The organism is Paenibacillus sp. F4, assembly GCF_002894905.1.
GTDB classification, from domain to species: Bacteria; Bacillota; Bacilli; order Paenibacillales; family Paenibacillaceae; genus Paenibacillus; species Paenibacillus polymyxa_B.
On sequence record NZ_POVS01000009.1, the window covers coordinates 582463 to 601256 of the forward strand.

The 18794-nt window shown below is 44.2% G+C and carries 17 protein-coding genes and 2 tRNA genes; 1 reads left to right on the top strand and 18 read right to left on the bottom strand.

Annotated elements, in window-relative coordinates:
- Positions 1-150: 150 nt before the first annotated feature.
- The 7 genes from C1T21_RS09745 to nrdR form a co-directional block, all read right to left on the bottom strand.
- On the bottom strand, positions 151-1440 hold the full coding sequence (locus C1T21_RS09745; RefSeq protein ID WP_103048090.1) for an ABC transporter substrate-binding protein: 1290 nt from the start codon (positions 1438-1440) through the stop codon (positions 151-153).
- 74 nt (positions 1441-1514) lie between these two features.
- Positions 1515-3068: a response regulator transcription factor gene (locus C1T21_RS28295; RefSeq protein ID WP_103048091.1), complete on the bottom strand. Its 1554-nt coding sequence runs from the start codon at positions 3066-3068 to the stop codon at positions 1515-1517.
- Between the two features lie 4 nt (positions 3069-3072).
- Positions 3073-4830, bottom strand: coding sequence for a cache domain-containing sensor histidine kinase (locus C1T21_RS09755; protein ID WP_103048260.1), 1758 nt, complete (start codon positions 4828-4830; stop codon positions 3073-3075).
- Between the two features lie 69 nt (positions 4831-4899).
- Entirely contained in the window at positions 4900-5067 is a 168-nt protein-coding gene (locus C1T21_RS09760) for an L-rhamnose mutarotase (protein ID WP_374703721.1), read from the bottom strand.
- Between the two features lie 200 nt (positions 5068-5267).
- Positions 5268-5340: transfer RNA gene (locus C1T21_RS09765), tRNA-Lys, on the bottom strand.
- Positions 5341-5352: 12 nt separating this feature from the next.
- Positions 5353-5428, bottom strand: a tRNA-Ala gene (locus C1T21_RS09770).
- Positions 5429-5548: 120 nt separating this feature from the next.
- A complete protein-coding gene (nrdR, locus tag C1T21_RS09775) occupies positions 5549-6016 on the bottom strand; it encodes a transcriptional regulator NrdR (RefSeq protein ID WP_013309614.1) in 468 nt (155 codons plus the stop codon).
- 104 nt (positions 6017-6120) lie between these two features.
- Here nrdR and C1T21_RS09780 point away from each other — a divergent pair, with 104 nt between their 5' ends.
- On the top strand, positions 6121-6345 hold the full coding sequence (locus tag C1T21_RS09780; protein WP_013309613.1) for an alpha/beta-type small acid-soluble spore protein: 225 nt from the start codon (positions 6121-6123) through the stop codon (positions 6343-6345).
- A 118-nt stretch (positions 6346-6463) separates the two neighbouring features.
- Here the strand turns inward: C1T21_RS09780 and C1T21_RS09785 are convergent, their stop codons facing one another.
- From C1T21_RS09785 to C1T21_RS09835, 11 genes are all read right to left on the bottom strand, one after another.
- A complete protein-coding gene (locus tag C1T21_RS09785) occupies positions 6464-7027 on the bottom strand; it encodes a lytic transglycosylase domain-containing protein (RefSeq protein WP_023987928.1) in 564 nt (187 codons plus the stop codon).
- Complete coding sequence (coaE, locus tag C1T21_RS09790) at positions 7024-7620, bottom strand: dephospho-CoA kinase (RefSeq protein ID WP_103048092.1); 597 nt, start codon at positions 7618-7620, stop codon at positions 7024-7026. Before coaE ends, C1T21_RS09785 begins: the two co-directional genes overlap by 4 nt.
- 11 nt (positions 7621-7631) lie before the next feature.
- Positions 7632-8423, bottom strand: coding sequence for an MntP/YtaF family protein (locus C1T21_RS09795; protein ID WP_069291607.1), 792 nt, complete (start codon positions 8421-8423; stop codon positions 7632-7634).
- 111 nt (positions 8424-8534) lie between these two features.
- Positions 8535-9365 (bottom strand): DNA-formamidopyrimidine glycosylase, encoded by an 831-nt coding sequence (gene mutM / locus C1T21_RS09800; RefSeq protein ID WP_071640169.1) that lies wholly within the window; start codon positions 9363-9365, stop codon positions 8535-8537.
- 71 nt (positions 9366-9436) lie between these two features.
- The gene (gene polA / locus C1T21_RS09805; RefSeq protein ID WP_103048093.1) at positions 9437-12091 is read right to left on the bottom strand and encodes a DNA polymerase I; all 2655 of its coding nucleotides are present in this window, start codon (positions 12089-12091) and stop codon (positions 9437-9439) included.
- A gap of 177 nt (positions 12092-12268) precedes the next feature.
- Positions 12269-12928: a phosphate signaling complex protein PhoU gene (gene phoU / locus C1T21_RS09810; protein WP_025721993.1), complete on the bottom strand. Its 660-nt coding sequence runs from the start codon at positions 12926-12928 to the stop codon at positions 12269-12271.
- A gap of 39 nt (positions 12929-12967) precedes the next feature.
- Positions 12968-13726, bottom strand: a complete 759-nt coding sequence (gene pstB, locus C1T21_RS09815) for a phosphate ABC transporter ATP-binding protein PstB (RefSeq protein WP_013309606.1) — start codon at positions 13724-13726, stop codon at positions 12968-12970.
- Between the two features lie 127 nt (positions 13727-13853).
- Positions 13854-14978 (bottom strand): methyl-accepting chemotaxis protein, encoded by a 1125-nt coding sequence (locus tag C1T21_RS09820; protein ID WP_103048094.1) that lies wholly within the window; start codon positions 14976-14978, stop codon positions 13854-13856.
- 159 nt (positions 14979-15137) lie between these two features.
- Entirely contained in the window at positions 15138-15869 is a 732-nt protein-coding gene (locus C1T21_RS09825; RefSeq protein ID WP_013309604.1) for a response regulator transcription factor, read from the bottom strand.
- A 128-nt stretch (positions 15870-15997) separates the two neighbouring features.
- Complete coding sequence (pnpS, locus tag C1T21_RS09830) at positions 15998-17800, bottom strand: two-component system histidine kinase PnpS (protein ID WP_103048095.1); 1803 nt, start codon at positions 17798-17800, stop codon at positions 15998-16000.
- A 119-nt stretch (positions 17801-17919) separates the two neighbouring features.
- Entirely contained in the window at positions 17920-18789 is an 870-nt protein-coding gene (locus C1T21_RS09835) for an SDR family oxidoreductase (RefSeq protein WP_013309602.1), read from the bottom strand.
- Positions 18790-18794: the final 5 nt, after the last annotated feature.

Here is an 18794-nt window from a genome sequence, read left to right on the forward strand (position 1 = left end):
ATTACGTTTAAAAAACATACTTGTTTCAATAGACTGATTGCTTTCATTGTTATGCCCACGGGGAAACTCACTCTGGTTGCAACGTAAAAACACCTCCAAGGTTATTTCCATATCTGACGATACGGACGAATTCTCTTGAAGGTGTTATGATTACTTATTTTTTCCTAAAATCCTTTCAGCTTGTTTTCTAAAGGACCTCGCTCCATCTTCCGAAGTAATTTTCTTAAATAAAATCTGTTCGGATATATTATCAAGCGCTTTCATTATTTCCGAATGGCCCAGTGGATCAATCGGATCCGTGGTGTGTGCATTTTGAGACACTTTTTCAACATAATCAAAAATTTTGGTTTCAACTTCGGATAATTCTGGCTTGATTCCTTTGATCACCTTTGAAGATACGGGGACACCTCGATCACCTTTGATCAACTTATTGGCTTCCATATTATTTACAAAGAAATTAATGAACTTAGCCGCTTGTTCTTTTTGTTTTGAACTCTTAGGGATTGAAAAGAACATACTCGGTCTTAAAAATAAAGCAGTTTCGTTCCCGTACTCAGGAGGCAGTTTGATTGATAAGGGGGCTTTAGCCGATTCGGCAAATCCTGAATATTGATTGGACCAGTTCCAACTCATTGCTGCATTTCCTGTTACGATAAATTCATCATGAATTCCTGCTACATGTGCTTGAACTTCTGGAGTAGGGAAGGCCTTTGCATCAACTAACCTAAGCTGCCTTTTAAAGTAATCAATGAATAATTGATCGTCCGTATAACCAAGGCCTGTACCCTTTTCATTATAAAGACGCGAACCTTGTGTTCTTAAATAGTAAGGGAAAAATACATCGGCAGGGTACATTCCATTTGTACCGTATACGTCTGTAGCATTTTTGACCTCGATTGCTACTTTTTCGAAGTCATCCCAAGACCAATTTTCATCTTCAATTTTAATACCAGCTTCTTTTAACAGATTATCATTTGTAATAACAGAAAGAACGTTCGATCCAAGTGTGAAGCCATATAATTTATCTGTAATCCTTCCACCGGAAATGACGTTTTCATCAATGGATCGAATATCAATCGTCCCATTTTTTATATACGGAGTTAAATCATCCAGTCGACCTTTTTCACCATATTGAAACAGGTAGGCTCTATCCATTTGAATCACATCTGGTAATTGGCTAGCGGCAGCCATTGGAGCAAGCCTCTTCCAATAATCCTCCCAGTTGGTATATTCCTCTACAATTTTTACATTTGGATTTTCTTTCTCATACATTTGAATAACTTTCAACGTATATTCATGTCTGGATTGGTCACCCCACCATGCCACGCGCAGGGTTACTTTTTCACTTTCTTCTTCATTATTTCCTATATTGTTTAAATTGCAAGCAGCGACTGAAAGGAACATTATAAAAGCAAATAATAACAAGCCAAACTTTTTCAAGCTTTAGCCTCCCTTTTGCGAGTGAGCCTATATTATTCGTTGTTAGCTCTTAGCTGGCAAAACAAGCGGTGGATTCATGTACCTTTTCGGTATTCAGAAGGTGTATAACCAGTATATTTTTTGAAAACCTGACTAAAGTATTGGGGGTTGTCACCAAAACCGATTATTTTGGCCAACGTGCCCACCTTCACATCGTCCATTTTTGAAATGTACTCCACTGCCTTTTCAATTCTTAATTTAGTAAGATAGGTTGAGAATCTCTGGCCCGTTTCCTGTTTGAACAGTTTTCCCAGATAATCTGGATTCATATATAGAATATCATTGGCTACCATTTTTAGTGATAAATCAGGATTACCTAGATTCTCGATTAAAATTTCTATTACTCTACTAATTACGGAAGACTGTTTTGACTTGAGACGATTATAGTACTCATTGGTCATTTTGCTGGCTATTGCTTCGATATAGTCTTTCATCTGCTGGACAGTTTCCATCTCTAACAGTGCAGATGTTCCCATGAGGTAACCTTGCATGCGATCTGTATCTACCGTCTGCACAATTGCAATATAGAGCTGTATATAAAAGGATTTTGTCGAATCAATCCCTAGCCGTAAATCCGTCATTTTTTCAAAATAGCTGGTTATTTCTTTACATACATCCTGGATATGCCCGGATTTGATTTTTAGAACAAGTTGCTGCTCATCGATAATAAAATCATTGGGGACGGTTGTATTTGCCGGTAAAATATCTTTTCTCGTTATAATGCTTCCTTCCCCCAAATAAAAACGATGCTCCAAACACTCCATTGCCTCAAGGTACAAGTTCCTAGCGTTTCGGAAATAGTTCCCTTCACTTATGGCAACAGTGGTATCTCTTTTGAAATATTGATAAATGGTCTTTCTTATTTGTTTAATTTGTTGATGTAATTTTTCCGAGTCATGATCATCCTTGATAAGGAACAGTGCATATTCACCAATATTGGTAGTTACCAAGACAGAGTCGAGGATCTCAGCTCCAATATTTTTGATGGCAAACAAATGTTCATAAGAAAAATAACCTTCCATCATAAAAAGAACGATTCTTAACTGCTGATTATTTATTTCAAAATCAAAAAGCTGCTCATAGAATGATAAATCATTATCTAAGTAGTTTTTACTCGTTAAGAATTCGGTTAGCAAATGTGCTTTGATATAAGGTTGAGCGTTTTGATATTTTTCCCACGTTTCATTAATAAAGGTTTCATGAACCTTTTTTTCATTTAGTTCATTAACGGTATCGTTAAGTGCAGCTGTAATTTTATCCTCATTACATGGCTTTAACAAATAATTTTTAACATCATAGTGCATGGCGGTTCTCGCGTATTCAAACTCACTGTATCCGGACAATAGGATGAATTTTATAGAAGGATATTTTTCATGCGCCTTTGAGATAAGACTAAGTCCGTCCATACCAGGCATTTTAATATCACTGATAACAATATCAGGTTTTAGTTCAACAATTTTCTCGTACGCATCAATCCCATTTCTCGCCGTTGCTACAAGCTCCGTATCCAGTGCTGCCCAATCGACCACACTGGAAATACCTTCGACAATAATTCTTTCGTCATCTACCAATAACACTTTATATGACATTCTATCACCCCGTTTGAACAGGTAAAACTACCGTAATTGCGGTCCCTTTTCCCGAAAGATTTTCAATTCTTAAACCATACTGTTCGCCAGCATAAAGCTTGATCCTATCATCGATATTATTCAATCCTATTCCAGTACCTATAGGATTTATTTTGCCTTCTTTTACTTTTTGAAGTATCAGAGGATCTATGCCCGGCCCGTTATCTTCTATCCGAATAAATAGCTTGTCCTCTTCCTGATAAACATGCAATTTAATAACTGACAAATAGATGGAAGGCTCAACTGCATGCTTGAACGAATTCTCCAGAAGCGGCTGCAATATTAACTTTGGAATCTTATATTTTGCAACATGGGAGGGAAAGTCCATCTGAAAATCAATCCGGTCGTCAAACCGGTATTTTTGGATTGTTAAATAGCTTTTTAAAATCTCAAGTTCTTCTTCGAAAGTGATAATATCCCGGTTAAAATTTATGGAGTATCTCATAAGATGACCAAGGGCTTCTACCATGCTTGAAATTTGCTTCTGTTTATTTGTTTTAGCCAACCAATTAACAGATTCCAGTGTATTGTATAAAAAGTGTGGGTTTATCTGAGCCTGAAGTGCTTTAAATTCAGTTTCCTTTATCAGCAACTGCTTAGAAAAGTTCTCCTGGATCAACTCATCAATTCTTTGGATCATTGTTATAAAATTCCGATAAAGAATCCCTATCTCTCCTTCATTAATCATAGAAGGATTTAATAAATTTACTGCGTGAAAGTTCCCCTTTTGGACTTCCTGCATGGTAGATGCTAATTCTTGAATGGGATTCGTAAACTTTCTTAAAAATTTAAAACCAAGGGAAATAAGAAAAACAAACATTAACATAAAAACCAGTACCAAGGTATATTTCGCAGCAGTAATCTTGGAAAACATCATGTTAAAGGGAATGATGCTCCAATATGTCCAGTCTTTAAAATCGGTTGTAATATGGCTGACAAAGGTTCTTTCCCCATTAATGTATTCAATACTATATCCTTGGTCATTTTTTGCATTGAAATGATATTCTTTAAAAGCATCTATTCCTTTTTCCGAATAAAAAACCTCATCTTCTTTTGTAATCACAATATTTCCTGCTATTTCTCCATGAGGTTTTGGTAAACCGCTTACAATCTTGTCTAAATCAACACGAATAAGCAGTTTGCCAATGGTTTCAAAGTTTAAGTTCTCATAAGACTGGATAAGGCGAACAGAAATTAAATCCCCATTATATCCTTCCAGCTCCATCCAATGGTTTTTACCCTCATCCTTATCCGCCTGACTAAGAGCAAGTTCCCTATCTTTATTCTTTATTGGATCGCTACTATCCCCAGCCACAAACTCCCTACCTGCTGAATCGTACAGATAAATGGAATGAACGTAATTTGCCGGATCCACATATTTCTCCAAATCATCTCCAATTTTCTGTTCAAGACGATAGAAATCATAACCTTTTACATTTCCTTGAAGATCTAATAAATTTTTTTGAATATACGGATCGACGGCTATGTTATAACTAACTTCTTCTACTCTTTCAAGCTTATCTTCTACATTGTTGGACGACATCATCAGCACTTGTGAGGATTTTGCATAGATTTGCTCATCATAGAGGGAAAATGCATATTGAAGGCCTCCTAATACAAATACTAGTGTTGTCAGCATAATCAATGTAATCGTTAAGAAAAGCTTTACGTTTAGCTTTGAATTTATATATAAATTCGCAAAGTAAAACCATATCTTCTTCATGAACATGAAACAGCTCCCTCAGTTCGGGAATGATACAAATTCGGATTTAGACATTTTCTTTAATATTTATTATTCCAAATAAAATACTTCCTTTAAATTTCTTGACACAGGACTGTCATCAGGATTGGTCTCCATTAAAGGCTTCATATAAGCCCACCATTTTTGGCAAATATCTGTAGCGCTCCAGACTTTAAAATCAATTTTGTCTTTTGCAGTTTTCAGGATGAATTTGTTTATCTTTCTTATTTATCTAAACTACACTAAAATACGATAGATGCCCTATGACGCAATTCACTAAAATATTGTTTTCATTGAACTACTCTTCATTCAAGAAATGCATGTAGCTAACAGATTTTGAGTCTGAACCTTCCATAAAATTCTATAAACCATACTAATCAACGACAAAAAAACGGCATTTCTGCCGTTTTTCTAAAGGATGGACTCTCAGGGACTCGAACCCTGGACCAATTGATTAAGAGTCAACTGCTCTACCAACTGAGCTAAGAGTCCACAATAAAATTATGGTGGAGCCTAGGGGGATCGAACCCCTGACCTCATCGCTGCCAGCGATGCGCTCTCCCAGCTGAGCTAAGGCCCCAAATATGTAAGTGTTTCAAGCGACTTCTATATCATATAAAATTTCTAACCCTGTGTCAATACTTTTATAAAAAAAATATAATTTTCTCCCTCCATGGCCCAGAAAAGATACAGTCAGCGATCAGTCGCTGGCTGTATCTTTAGATAACAGTGTTTTCAGTTCCTTCATAAACATATTGATGTCTTTAAACTGACGATAGACGGACGCAAAACGTACGTAGGCGACTTCATCCACTGGGTAAAGCTGTTCCATGACCAGCTCACCGATCTGCTGGCTATCCACTTCTGTGGCTGCTGTGTTGCGGATAGCGTTCTCTACCTGGGATACGATCATATCCAGTTGCTCGACGGATACTGGGCGCTTCTCGCAGGCCCGAATGAGACCGCGCAGCATTTTATCACGACTAAACTCTTCACGGCTGCCGTCTTTTTTGATGACCATGAGCGGGGTCTCCTCGACCATTTCAAAGGTGGTAAAACGCCTGGCACATTGCTCACATTCACGGCGGCGACGGATGGACTTGTTATCATTCGCAGGTCGCGAGTCCAACACTTTCGTGCCATTGTAGGCACAATACGGACATTTCATAATCTCATCACTCCTTTTTCCAATAAATTCCGAAATATTTTTAGTAATAATTTTGTTGAAACAGATCATAATATGTTTACCACGTCGCGAGGAGGTGAACAACAATGGCACAAGGAAACAATGGCAACTCCAACAATCTGGTAGTCAGCAGATCCTCCGGCGCTCTGGAGCAAATGAAATATGAAATCGCTCAAGAGCTGGGTATCAGCATTCCTCAAGATGGATACCAAGGTAACATGACTTCCTATGAGAACGGTTCGATCGGGGGCTACATCACAAAACGCCTCGTAACGATCGCCGAACAACAATTGGCAGGTCAATACCAATAATCGCGGTAATAATGCAGAAATAACAAGAAAAAGTGTATGGATGGGCTGCTAAAAACAGCCTGTCCTGCGCTTTTTTTATTTTAAAGCGAAAAGGCTCATCATGTCATTAACTTGTCATTTAAAAATCATTATAAATTTTCGTATATTGCCTATAGTAATAAATGACCCGCTGAACATAATGTCGTGTCTCACCAAAAGGGATTTGCTTGATGGACTCTTCTTTTCCATCCCATACTCCCTTGTCCAGCCACTCCTGAACTTTACCCGGCCCTGCATTGTAAGCAGCTACGATTGCTACAGGATTATCCTGAAACTTCATGGATAGGTTATGCAAATACCAGGTTCCCAGCTCAATATTGGTGCCAGGCTCGTGCTTGACACTGTCCAGCGGAACCTTTTGAATCTGGGCGCTGTCCATAATCCAATTTGCCGTATTCGGCATAATCTGCATCAGACCCAGTGCACCCTTATGCGACTGCTTGCTGGTTTTAAAATTGGTTTCTACACGGATAATAGACGCCACCAAAAATGGGTCCACTTCATACGTTTGTGAATACTGCCGAATCTCATCCTTATATTGAATTGGATAGAACCAGGACATCCAATTTGAATTAAGGAACAGAATCAGGACAAACCCGACAAACAAAGTGAGCAGGACTCTTTTCTTTCGCAAAATATTCATGCAAGTCCCTTCCGCTGCCAAAATTGATCAATTTGTCGTTTCGTCTCAGTCTGTGTTCCGCTATTATCGATAACGATATCGGCCAAGCTTTTCTTTTGTTCAATATCCATTTGTGCGGACAGCCTAAGTCCAGCTTGCTCCTCCGTCAGACCGTCTCTGAGCATCAGACGCTGGAGCTGAATAGCACGTGGTACGTACACAACCATAATTTCCTCGTATAAGCTCTCCAGCCCGGACTCGTACATTAACGGGATATCTGCCAAAACAAGCTTGTCAGGCTGTTCTCGTTCATATGCTTCCATGCGGATACGCATTTCCTCACGAATAGCAGGATGTGTAATATCGTTAAGTGCCTGCCGCTGGGCAGGGTCTCCGAATACAATCTCACCCAGTTTCTTGCGGTGCAGAGTTCCGTCATTGTTCACTATAGCTTGTCCAAAATGCTGTATGACCGCCGCCAGCACCGGATGCCCTGGAAGCATCACTTCCCGGGCAATGGCATCTGCGTCGATCAGCAGCGCACCTTTGGCGACCAAAAGAGCCGACACGGTGCTTTTTCCGGTAGCAATACCTCCGGTTAATCCGATATTCATGCTCTTTCACCTCATAACAGCTTCAATATGCCCATCATAATCAGTAATAATGCCGGCAATACACCCAGCGCCTTCATAAATCGAAATGCTGATAGAAAGAAGCCTGCCTTCATCCCTGCAATCAAAAATGTTCCACTGAATAACGTAATAGCCAGCGCAGTAGACAGTGGCTGAAAACCAAGCATAGCTGCCCCTAATCCCGCTCCGAACGCATCGACCGATAATGCAATGCCCAGCCAAACCGCTTCGGTAGCAGATATACTGCCGGAACGGTCCATATCCGCAGCAGACGGACTTCGAAGAATCCGAATAACAAGTCCCCATTTGCGGAACTCCAGAGAAAATAGCGTTCGCTCCTGCTGCTCCACAGAAGCTTCTGCCGACAGATCTTTTCTTGAGCTAAGGAAAGACTCTGTATCAGCATCCTCTATACTCTTCTTCTCTCCAAGAACAGATCTGCTCACTGGATCAGTCTGTTCTGTAAGAAGCAGCCGCCGAGAGGCTTCCGCTGAATCCTCTGGCGAATCCTCTTTGCGGTGCAGAGCTTGAATCAAAGAGTAACAGCCGATACAGATCAGGATGACAGCGCCGAAAACGGTCGTATATACAGGAGACAGAACATGAGATAGTAATGCGCCCAATTGCATGGATATGCCGATCACCAAACCTGAACATACGGAGATGATAGCAATCGACAATAGTGGAATTTTCATTTTGCGCAGACCATATGTAACTCCGACTCCGAAACTGTCCAAACTTAGCGCAAATGCCAGTAACAGCAGGGCTCCCCAATGATTAGCCACTCCAATTCCCTCCCATTGCGAAGGCAGGGCCTTATAACAACCGAAACCCTCCGCAGTATTGGTACTTGGAACAATATATGAGAGGGATGGGCTTGGGGTGACTGTGCCTGTTTAGCGCAGAGGTTGGCAGACCGGACAATGATGCGTGCCACGTCCGGCTACGACAGACTTTTCGATCAATGTACCACAGTTAATGCAAGGCTTCGCGTTACGTCCATAGATTTGCAATTGATGCTGGAAGTCGCCCGTTTTGCCCTGTCCATTGACGAACGATTTAATGGACGAGCCCCCAACCTGAATTGACGCGCCCAGCGTGGAGACAATAGCTTCATGCAAGACATGAAATTGGCTATCCGTTAGGCTTTTGGCTGGCTGTGCTGGATGAATCCCCGCCTTAAACAACGATTCATCTACATAAATATTCCCGATGCCCACCACATATGACTGATTTAACAGCGCTGCCTTGATCGAAGTCGAACGAGTTCCAACAGCGGCACGCAGCATTTCCGGTGTAAAGGCCTCGTCCATCGGTTCCAAACCAAGCTTGTTCAGCGGCTTTTCCAGCAAATCCTGTCCTGCCGGAAATAAGTGCATCGTGCCAAACTGGCGCACATCCTGATAACGCAGCTCCGTGCCATCTTTAAAATGAAAGATGACATGGGTATGCTTTTCCACAGGATCATGTTGTGAATACAATCCATATCGCCCTTCCATTCGAAGATGGGAGACCAACACCAGCCCGTCCAGCAAAATCCGCAGAAACTTTCCGCGTCTCTCCACCCCTGTAATCCGGTGACCAGCCAATTCCATCGCAAAAGCATGGATATCATCGGGCCGTTGAATGATCCGCGGTAAATTCACGGTGACATGATCTATATGTTTATCAACGATAAGCTCGTTTAGCGTTCGTTTAATTGTTTCTACTTCCGGTAATTCCGGCATGATGTCTTCACCTCACCCTATATTATAACGGAAGCAGCGTCAAATTGGGACTATCTACTCATTGAAATATCTTACTTGGCCTCATACCAATTGCTGCCATAGCTTACTTCGGCTTTGAGCGGCACAGCCAGCTTTAATGCAGCTTCCATGGTAGCCGGGACAAGCTCTTTCATCGTTTCCATTTCCTCAGGCGGAACCTCGAACACAAGCTCATCATGTACTTGGAGCAGCATTCTACTGCGAAGATTACGTTCACGTAGCGCCTTATCCATCTGTACCATCGCCAATTTGATAATATCGGCTGCGGTACCTTGAATCGGCGTATTCATCGCTGTACGCTCAGCGAATGAACGCAGGTTGAAATTGCTGGCGTTAATCTCCGGCAAATAGCGTCTGCGTTCCAACAGCGTTTTTACATAGCCGTCCCGCTTCGCATCCTTCACAATATCATCCATGTAACGGCGAACGCCTTGGAACACGTCAAAATACTGGTCGATAAAGCGAGCCGCTTCCTTACGCGTAATATTCAAATTTTGTGACAGACCATAATCACTGATCCCGTAGACAATCCCAAAGTTGACTGCCTTCGCAGAACGCCGCATATTGGAGTCCACATCTTCCGCTGCTACACCGAACACATCCGATGCGGTCTTGGTATGGATGTCCATATCGTGGACAAAGGCTTCCTTCAAACGTTCATCATCCGAAATATCAGCCAGCACCCGCAGCTCGATCTGTGAGTAGTCTGCCGCCAAAATAGACCAGCCCGGTTCGGACGGAACAAATACTTTGCGGATTTTGCGCCCCTCTTCGAGACGAATCGGAATGTTTTGCAAATTGGGAAATTGACTACTCAAGCGTCCAGTTGCTGCAACCGTCTGCCGGAAATACGTATGCACCTTACCCGTTTTCTCCGAAATTTCTTTAAGCAATCCTTCGACATACGTCGATTGGAGTTTGGCAATGGTACGGTACTGCAAAATGTTTTGTACAATATCATGATAGGGGGCCAGCTTTTCCAGAACCTCCGCATCAGTCGAGTAACCCGTTTTCGTCTTTTTAATGACAGGCAAACCTAGTTTATCAAACAAAATCTCACCCAGCTGTTTAGGTGAATTCAGATTGAACTCTACTCCGGCAATGCTGTAGATTTCACCCACCAACGTTGCAATCTGGGCTTCAAATTCTTTCCCCAAAGCGCGCAGTTCTTCTACGTTGACCAGAATGCCCTGCTTCTCCATATCCGCCAAAATGCGGGACAACGGCATCTCCAGCTCATGGAACAGCTTGTGCATTTCCGTTTTTTCCAGCTCCGCCTGCTGCACAGGTACCAACGCTTCAATCACCGCTGCCTTACGCGCCACATGATCGGACAGTACATCCACGTCAGGAACTTTGTATTTAGCTCCTTTGCCGAACACTTCTTCGTCTGGACGGATCGAAGACAAGCCATATTTGGCTGCCAATCCGCTCAATGTCTGGTTTGCATCGGTTGGGTCCAGCAAGTACCCTGCCAGTTGCACATCAAACTCGGCACCTGCAAACTCAATTCCATGCCAGTGTAAAGCCAAATCCGTACGATGCAGATCATGACCACGTTTTTTGCGTCCAGGGTCAGCAAGCCATTCGCGAATAGGTGTAGCTTCATCACTTTGTAATACATCCAGTGTCATAAAAAACTGCAGCCCCGTTGCGGCAAATATCAGACCTACGATGTCAGCATGATGCGGATTATCACCATGCGTCTCAACATGCAGCACATCCACATGATCCAACACTTCTACCAATTCGCTAATCCGCTGCTCATCCAGCACTGTTACGTCAGCCGCGGCTTCCTCTACGTCTACCCCAGTACTGCCAACCTCACCTGAAAAGGATAAACGCTCCAGCAAGGACTTGAACTCCAGCTTCGCCAGAGCTGGCCCGGCCGTTTCTGCTTGCAGCCCGCCAAAGGCCACATCTTCCAGCTGCTTGTCCAACGTTACATCCCGATAAATGGTCGCCAAATCTTTGCTCATTCGCGCATCGTCAGCATGTGTCTCTACGCGTTCTTTCATTTTGCCCTTCAGCTCATTCGTGTGCGCCAGCACTTCTTCGACTGAACCGTATTGATGCAGCAGCTTGAGCGCTGTTTTTTCACCCACGCCGGGAATACCAGGAATATTGTCCGACGTATCGCCCATCAGACCCTTAAGGTCAATAATTTGCAGCGGCTTCAGGCCATATCGTTCCTGAATTTGCTCAGGTCCATACGTCTCCACCTCAGTAACCCCTTTGCGGGTCAAGCCGACTGTGACATGGTCTGAAGCCAATTGAAGCATATCCTTGTCCCCGGTCACGACCAGCACATTGAATCCGGCTTCGTCCGCTGTCTTGGAGAGGGTGCCTATAATATCGTCCGCCTCATAGCCATCCAGTTCAAACTGAGCAATACCGAAAGCAGTCAATAGCTCTTTCAGCAACGGAAATTGCTGGGACAGCTCTGGCGGTGTTTTCTCCCGTCCACCTTTGTAATCCTCGTATCCTTTATGGCGAAACGTTATTTTACCGGCATCGAAGGCAACCAGAATATGTGTTGGTTTGTGCTCCTCCAAGAGCCGCAATAACATCGTCGTAAATCCATACACCGCGTTCGTCTGCTGCCCACTCGAATTCGTTAACGGTGGCATAGCAAAAAACGCCCGGTAAATGATACTGTTACCATCTATAAGCATGAGTTTATCCATTTAGCACCTCGCAAGTTCATCAATGCATTCGTAACGTTCTTACGTTTTACGCATTCCTCTTCCTATCTTAACATACAAGACTCCTTTTTCAGAAAAAAACGGCTGCTTCCTAACCAAATTTGCCTTTTGCTCAAAGACAAGTCTGGGTCAGAAACAACCGCTATATACCTGAAAGCCCTACTGGTTCAAATCTGGTCTCTCCCCTGTCACGAGATATACAGTGCTTTCACCGATATTCGTAGCATGGTCACCAATTCGTTCAATGTATCGTCCTACAAGCAGTTGCAGCATGGCTTGTGAAGCCTCTGCCGGCTTTTCTACCATAAAGGCGTACAGATCGCTGATCATGTGGCTATACATGGAATCCACACGATCATCCTCTTTGGCCATTTTATAGGCCAGATCTGTATTTTCATCCAAATAGGATTTGATCGCATCATCTATCATTTCTTTAACAATGGAAGCCATGTGCGGAATATCCACCAGCGGCTTAATGATCTGCTGCCCTTCCAAGCGAAGTGTCACCTTGGCAATATCAAGCGCCAAATCGCCCATTCGTTCCAGATCACTGGAAATTTTAAATGCAACAATGATCCGGCGCAAATCCTTCGCTACCGGCTGCTGGGTAATAATGAGCTTGGAACCCATATCGAGAATATTCTCTTCCAGCGTATTGAGGGATGCATCATTTTTGACCACCTGCTGAGCCAATTCTGTATTTTTGGTCTGTAAACATTCAATGGCCTGATCGAGCGCCTTCGAAACGTGTGCACCCATTTCGCGCAATACGGCTCTCAGTTCATCTAACCCTTCATCAAAACCTTTTCTACGTATCATTTCGAAGTCACCCCTTCTGGCAAATTCATCTGGTAGGCTTTAGCCAAATCGCCCTGAAATATAATCTTCCGTACGTGAATCTTGCGGCGTGGAAAACATCGTCTCTGTATCCGCCGCTTCCACCACAACACCATTCAAAAAGAACGCAGTTCGACCGGAAACACGGGCTGCCTGATGCATGTTATGCGTCACCATGACGATGGTATATGTGTCTCGCAATTCCTGAACCAGTTCTTCAATTTTCATCGTGGAGATTGGATCCAGCGCAGATGTCGCCTCGTCCATAAGCAAAATATCTGGCTGTACAGCAAGCGCCCGGGCAATGCACAACCGTTGCTGTTGTCCACCGGACAAGCTCAGAGCAGAACGCTTCAGAAAGTCCTTGACCTCTTCCCAGAGTGCCGCTTGCCGCAGGCTTTGCTCGACCAATTCGTCCAACTTGTCCTTTTGCCGAATTCCATGCAGACGCGGGCCGTAGGCCACGTTATCATAAATCGATTTGGGAAATGGGTTAGGCTGTTGAAAAACCATTCCCACCTGCTTACGCAGAGTTTCTACTTCCATAGTATCGCCGTATATATCCTGACCCGCGATACTCACAGTGCCTTCAATACGCGTTCCCGGTATCATGTCATTCATCCGGTTCAGCGTACGCAGCAGGGTTGATTTGCCGCAGCCGGACGGGCCGATGAAGGCAGTTACCGTTTTTTCAGGAATATCGAGGTTTATATGTTTCAGCGCGTGAAATTTCTCATAATATAAATTCAGCTTATCAATCCGGATTACGGAATCATTCATGGATTTATGATCTCCTTCGTGTTGCAGTTATGATCCTCAAGCATTGCACCTGATTTGCACAATATGAAGATTATATAAGCTGTGTGTAAATTTAGTGTGGTGGATTTGTTAACGGTATGTAAAATGATCAAGAACTTAGCATGAGCTCAAGCTCCTGCGCAATTTCGGCTGCATTCAAAGCCGCTTCCTCTGCGGAACGGGACATTTCGCTGTTTTTGGCTTCAATTTCATTGACAGCCTGCAGTAGTTTGGCAAAAGTTTGTGTTCCGGCAGAAATATATTGAGAGCCTGTATGAATCTGCTGCATACTCGTATCCGTCAGTTCAGCGGTGTCACGCAGCATTTGCTCGATATGGGTGAGTAAGCCTGTAATCTGTGTGGAAAAGGCTTTCGTCTGGAGTGACATATTCCGCACCTCCTGAGACACAATCTGGAAGCCTCGTCCGTGTTCGCCAGCATGTGCCGCTTCAATGGACGCATTGATCGCCAGCAGTCCGCTGTGATCTGCCAATGCACGAATGGATGAGGCCATGCCCGCAATGTCATTCAGCGATTGGGTCAACGCCGACATCTGCTCATGCTGACGCTTCATTTGCTCCGTGACTGCACGATAGGAGAGCAAAACATCCTCCAGTTCTACTTTGCCACGGCGGGATAATTCACTCATTGAGCGGGTTAGCTGCACACTGTCATCGGCTTCTTTAGCTGCATCCAGCACAGTCAGCTGTATACGCTGGACTCCGTCATAGCTATGCCGAATCACATTGCCCCGCTCTTCGTCCGCTTCTCTTTGCATTCGCTGCACGACGGACAGGATATCACGAATCGTAAGTACGCCGAGTAACTGTGTTCCTTCCTTAATCAACACACAATCGTAAAAACGCTGATCTTCGCGCAGCATCGCCAGTTCCACAATGTCCGATGCCCGGCTTTTCAGATCCACAATTAATGTATCGGTGTCGGCAAATATGGCCGCAGGCTTATCATAGAACAACGCCGCAGCAAATCTGCCCGTAAAATGGCGATTGTACGCATCTCTCATAATAATGCCCAATGGAAGATCATTTTTATCCACAACAATGACACAAGGTATATCTTCCTGTGTTTTCATAAGTGCTAACAGTTCTTTACAAGACATGTCCGTACCAATGATCGGAACCTCCCGGCATGGCACATAGGTAGTAATCGGCTTGTATGCTTCACGTTCAATCACGGCAGTGGAACTCGACTGGGTCTTTGGTTCCGTTATCATCGTTCTGAAGTCCCCTTTTTTTAACTACTTGGAGTGACGGGAACATCATATCGGTCATTTGTTGATTCTAGCGTCTATTTTTGTTAATGAAATGTAAAATCACGAAATGGACACAAAAGTCTTCCCACACCACCCTGGACAAAGAAAAACGCTCCTCATTTATAACAAATGAGAAGCGCTTCTTTTTTTATTTACAACCAGCTTGTACCCCACTCCACGGATCGAATCGATATGAACCGAGTCGGGATCCAGCTCCAGCTTTTTACGTAAGGAGCTGACGTGCACATCCACGGTCCGTTGACCGCCAATGTAGTCAAAACCCCAAACAGCATTCATCAGATCATCCCGGGTCAGGACCACACCCGGCTTGCGGGACAAATAAAGAAGTACCTCAAATTCCTTTGGTCTGAGGCTGATGGACTGACCTCCAAGAATGACTTCATATTTTTCAGGGTAAATCTCCAGCTCGCCCAATTGAATTTTGGAGCTATCTTTCTGATCAGACAGCACTCCTTCATCCCCGCCGGAAGTTCTTCGCAGCACAGCCGTTACACGGGCCAACAGTTCAGAAACGCCAAAAGGCTTCGTGATGTAATCATCTGCACCCGACTTCAGCCCTTGGACAACTTCGGCCTCGCCGTTTTTGGCCGTTAAAATAATGATAGGCGTTGTCAGCCCCTGATGGCGAAGTCTGCTCAGAATGTCCAGTCCGTTCATTCCCGGCAGCATCAAATCCAGCAGGATCAAATCGTAGGACTCTCTGGAGGCTTTTTCAAACCCGGCACTGCCATGATCCTCCGTGTCCACTTCAAAACCTTCTTGTATCAAATTGTAGGATAGCAATCTGGCAAGCGTTGGTTCATCCTCAATAACCAGCAAGCGTTGTCCCATAAATAACTTCATCTCCTGTTTACCTGTTAAAGGCGCATTGGTCAAAATCCTGAAACCTTTTCCATACTCATGCGACACCCGTTTATTTTATCACGGCATTGTTAACAGAATGTAAAAAAGGTTATAGTTCATTCTTCCTGTTGCAATAGCGGTAATTCAACTGTAAATGTGGTACCCAATCCAAGCTCACTTTCCACCGAAAGGGTGCCATGATGCAAATCGACCAAGTGTTTGACGATCGACAATCCCAGTCCCGTTCCGCCAGAGTTGCGCGAGCGTCCTTTGTCCACCCGGTAAAAGCGCTCAAAGATACGTGGCAGGTCCTTCTTTGGAATTCCAATACCTGTATCACTGACTGTAAATACGACCTTTTCCGTATCATTCTCCCGCTGTACCGTTAGAACCTTAATCTTTACCTTGCCACCATCAAGTGTATAGTTGATGCCATTAGACAAAAGGTTCAGGAAAATCTGCTGAAGCTTATCTTCATCCGCCTCCATAAACAGCTCATCCGGGATATCCATATGCAGCGTAATTCTTTTTTTGGCCGCTACATTGTTCAGTTTTTCCAGCAATGATTCTATGAACGACGAAACGTGCACTGGCGAGCAATCCAGCGGAGAACGCTTGGATTCAATTTTGGATAGCTCCAGAATGTCACCGATCAGCCGATTCAATCGTTCGCTTTCATCATATATAATTTGCAAAAATGAACGAGCCGTCTCCTCATCTTTAACCCCGCCACCGAGTAACGTCTCGGCAAAACCCTTGACTGCGGCAATTGGTGTTTTTAGCTCATGAGAAACGTTAGCCACAAATTCGCTCCGCATATTTTCCAACCGTCGAATAGCCGTAATATCCTGTAAAAGGAACAGCATCCCTCGGTATCCGCCTTCATCCTCATACATCGGAACACCATCCAGCAACACGAGTCTTTCTTCGGGATTGTACAAATGAACCTCACCATGCAGCCTTTCTCGGCTTTGTATGCTGCCCTCAATTAGCTTTGTGAGCTCATAGTGCTTCTTCAGCTCATGATACGGCTTGTCCGTCACCCGTTTGCCTACGACACCGAGCATTCGCTCGGACTCACGGTTTACAAGCGCAATACACTCACTTGCATCAATCATTAGAATCCCGCCTGTCATATTACTCATAACGCTCTGGAGGAGATCCTCATTGTCACGTATCGTTTTCATTTGGTTTTGGAGACTGTCAGCCATACGATTAATGGCTTCACCCAATTGCCCTACCTCATCCCGGCGCTGTACACCAACTCTTGCGTCATAATCCAGTCCTGATATGCGGTTGGCTACCCCTGTAATATGCTCAATAGGCGAGGTCAGACTGCGGGCAATACGATAGCTCACCAATCCAGCAGCAAGAAATAGCAACACGAGTCCAATCCCGATGGCCGTCCAGCCGCGGCGTACTCCCTCCTCCACCGCTTTCAGACTCATGGACAAACGGATATATCCGTCAAAGCCCTTGTCCGATACAACAGGCTCTGCAACGTATAGCATATTCCGCTGCAAGGTTTCGCTGTAACGAATCGTGCGTCCGATTCTCTCTGTGGAGGCTTGCTGAATTTCTTCACGAGATGCATGGTTTTCCATCTTACGCGGATCGCTTAACGAATCGCCAACCACCGTCCCGTCCTTGCGAATGAAGGTCACCCGCGATTCCGTCAGACGGGCAATTTCCTTCGCCTTTTGAGAATAATAGGAGACATAATCTGTACTGGACAGGGCATCTGCATTAACAAAAGGGAATGTAGCGCGAAGCAGATCGATCTCCCGTCCCATGTTCTCCTCTAGCACCTTCATATTCGAATTTTTAAAAATTTGTCCCATCGTGATTCCAGCAGCAAGGACAGATACGCCAATCAAAATCAGCATGATCAGGGTAAGCCTGAAACGAAACGATTTCATAAAATATGCCCATCCTTTATGTAAGTTAAGTCTCATTCTACAGGCTACCTTCATTATGTTCCACTGTGAAAAGAAAAAAGGCCAGGGCATAACACGGCCCCAGCCTTTCCTTTATCCTCTTATCCGTTTATAACTTCACCGCCATTGATATGAATAACCTGCCCGCTTACATATGAAGAATCATCAGAAGCAAGGTACACATAGGCTGGCGCCAATTCTTCCGGCTGACCCGGACGCTTCATTGGCTGTGCTCCTCCAAACTCGCTGACCGTCTTGGCATCAAATGTAGACGGGATTAACGGCGTCCAGATTGGCCCTGGTGCTACAGCGTTCACCCGAATACCTTGATCCGCCAAATTGAGTGAAAGGGAACGAGTAAAGGATGTGATTGCCCCTTTGGTCGAAGAATAGTCAATGAGTGTCTTGTTCCCAGCGTACGCGGTAATCGATGTTGTATTGACGATTGTGCTCCCTTTCTTCAAATGCGGCAATGCTGCTTGCGTCAGGAAGAACATACCGAAAATATTCGTACGGAACGTGCGCTCCAACTGTTCCTTGGTAATATCCTCCAGCTTTTGTTGTGGATGCTGCTCTGCCGCATTGTTCACGACAATGTCGAGCTTGCCCAACTCGTTAACCGTCTGTTGAACTGCTTTTTTGGCAAATTGGTCATCTCCGATATCGCCAGGAATCAATACGCATTTGCGTCCCTCCTGCTCTACCTGACGTTTTGTTTCTTCTGCATCCTTATGCTCATTCAAGTAGATGATAGCTACGTCCGCACCTTCTTTGGCATACGTGACAGCTACAGCCCGTCCAATTCCGCTGTCCCCACCAGTAATAAGTGCAACTTTTCCTGTTAGCTTGCCAGCGGCTTTGTAAGTTGGTTTTTCAAATTGGGGTGCAGGCGACATTTTGGACTCAATCCCCGGTTGCTGGTCCTGATGCTGTGGGGGCAAAGTTTGCTGAGGTTGATTACTTTTAGGCATTATAC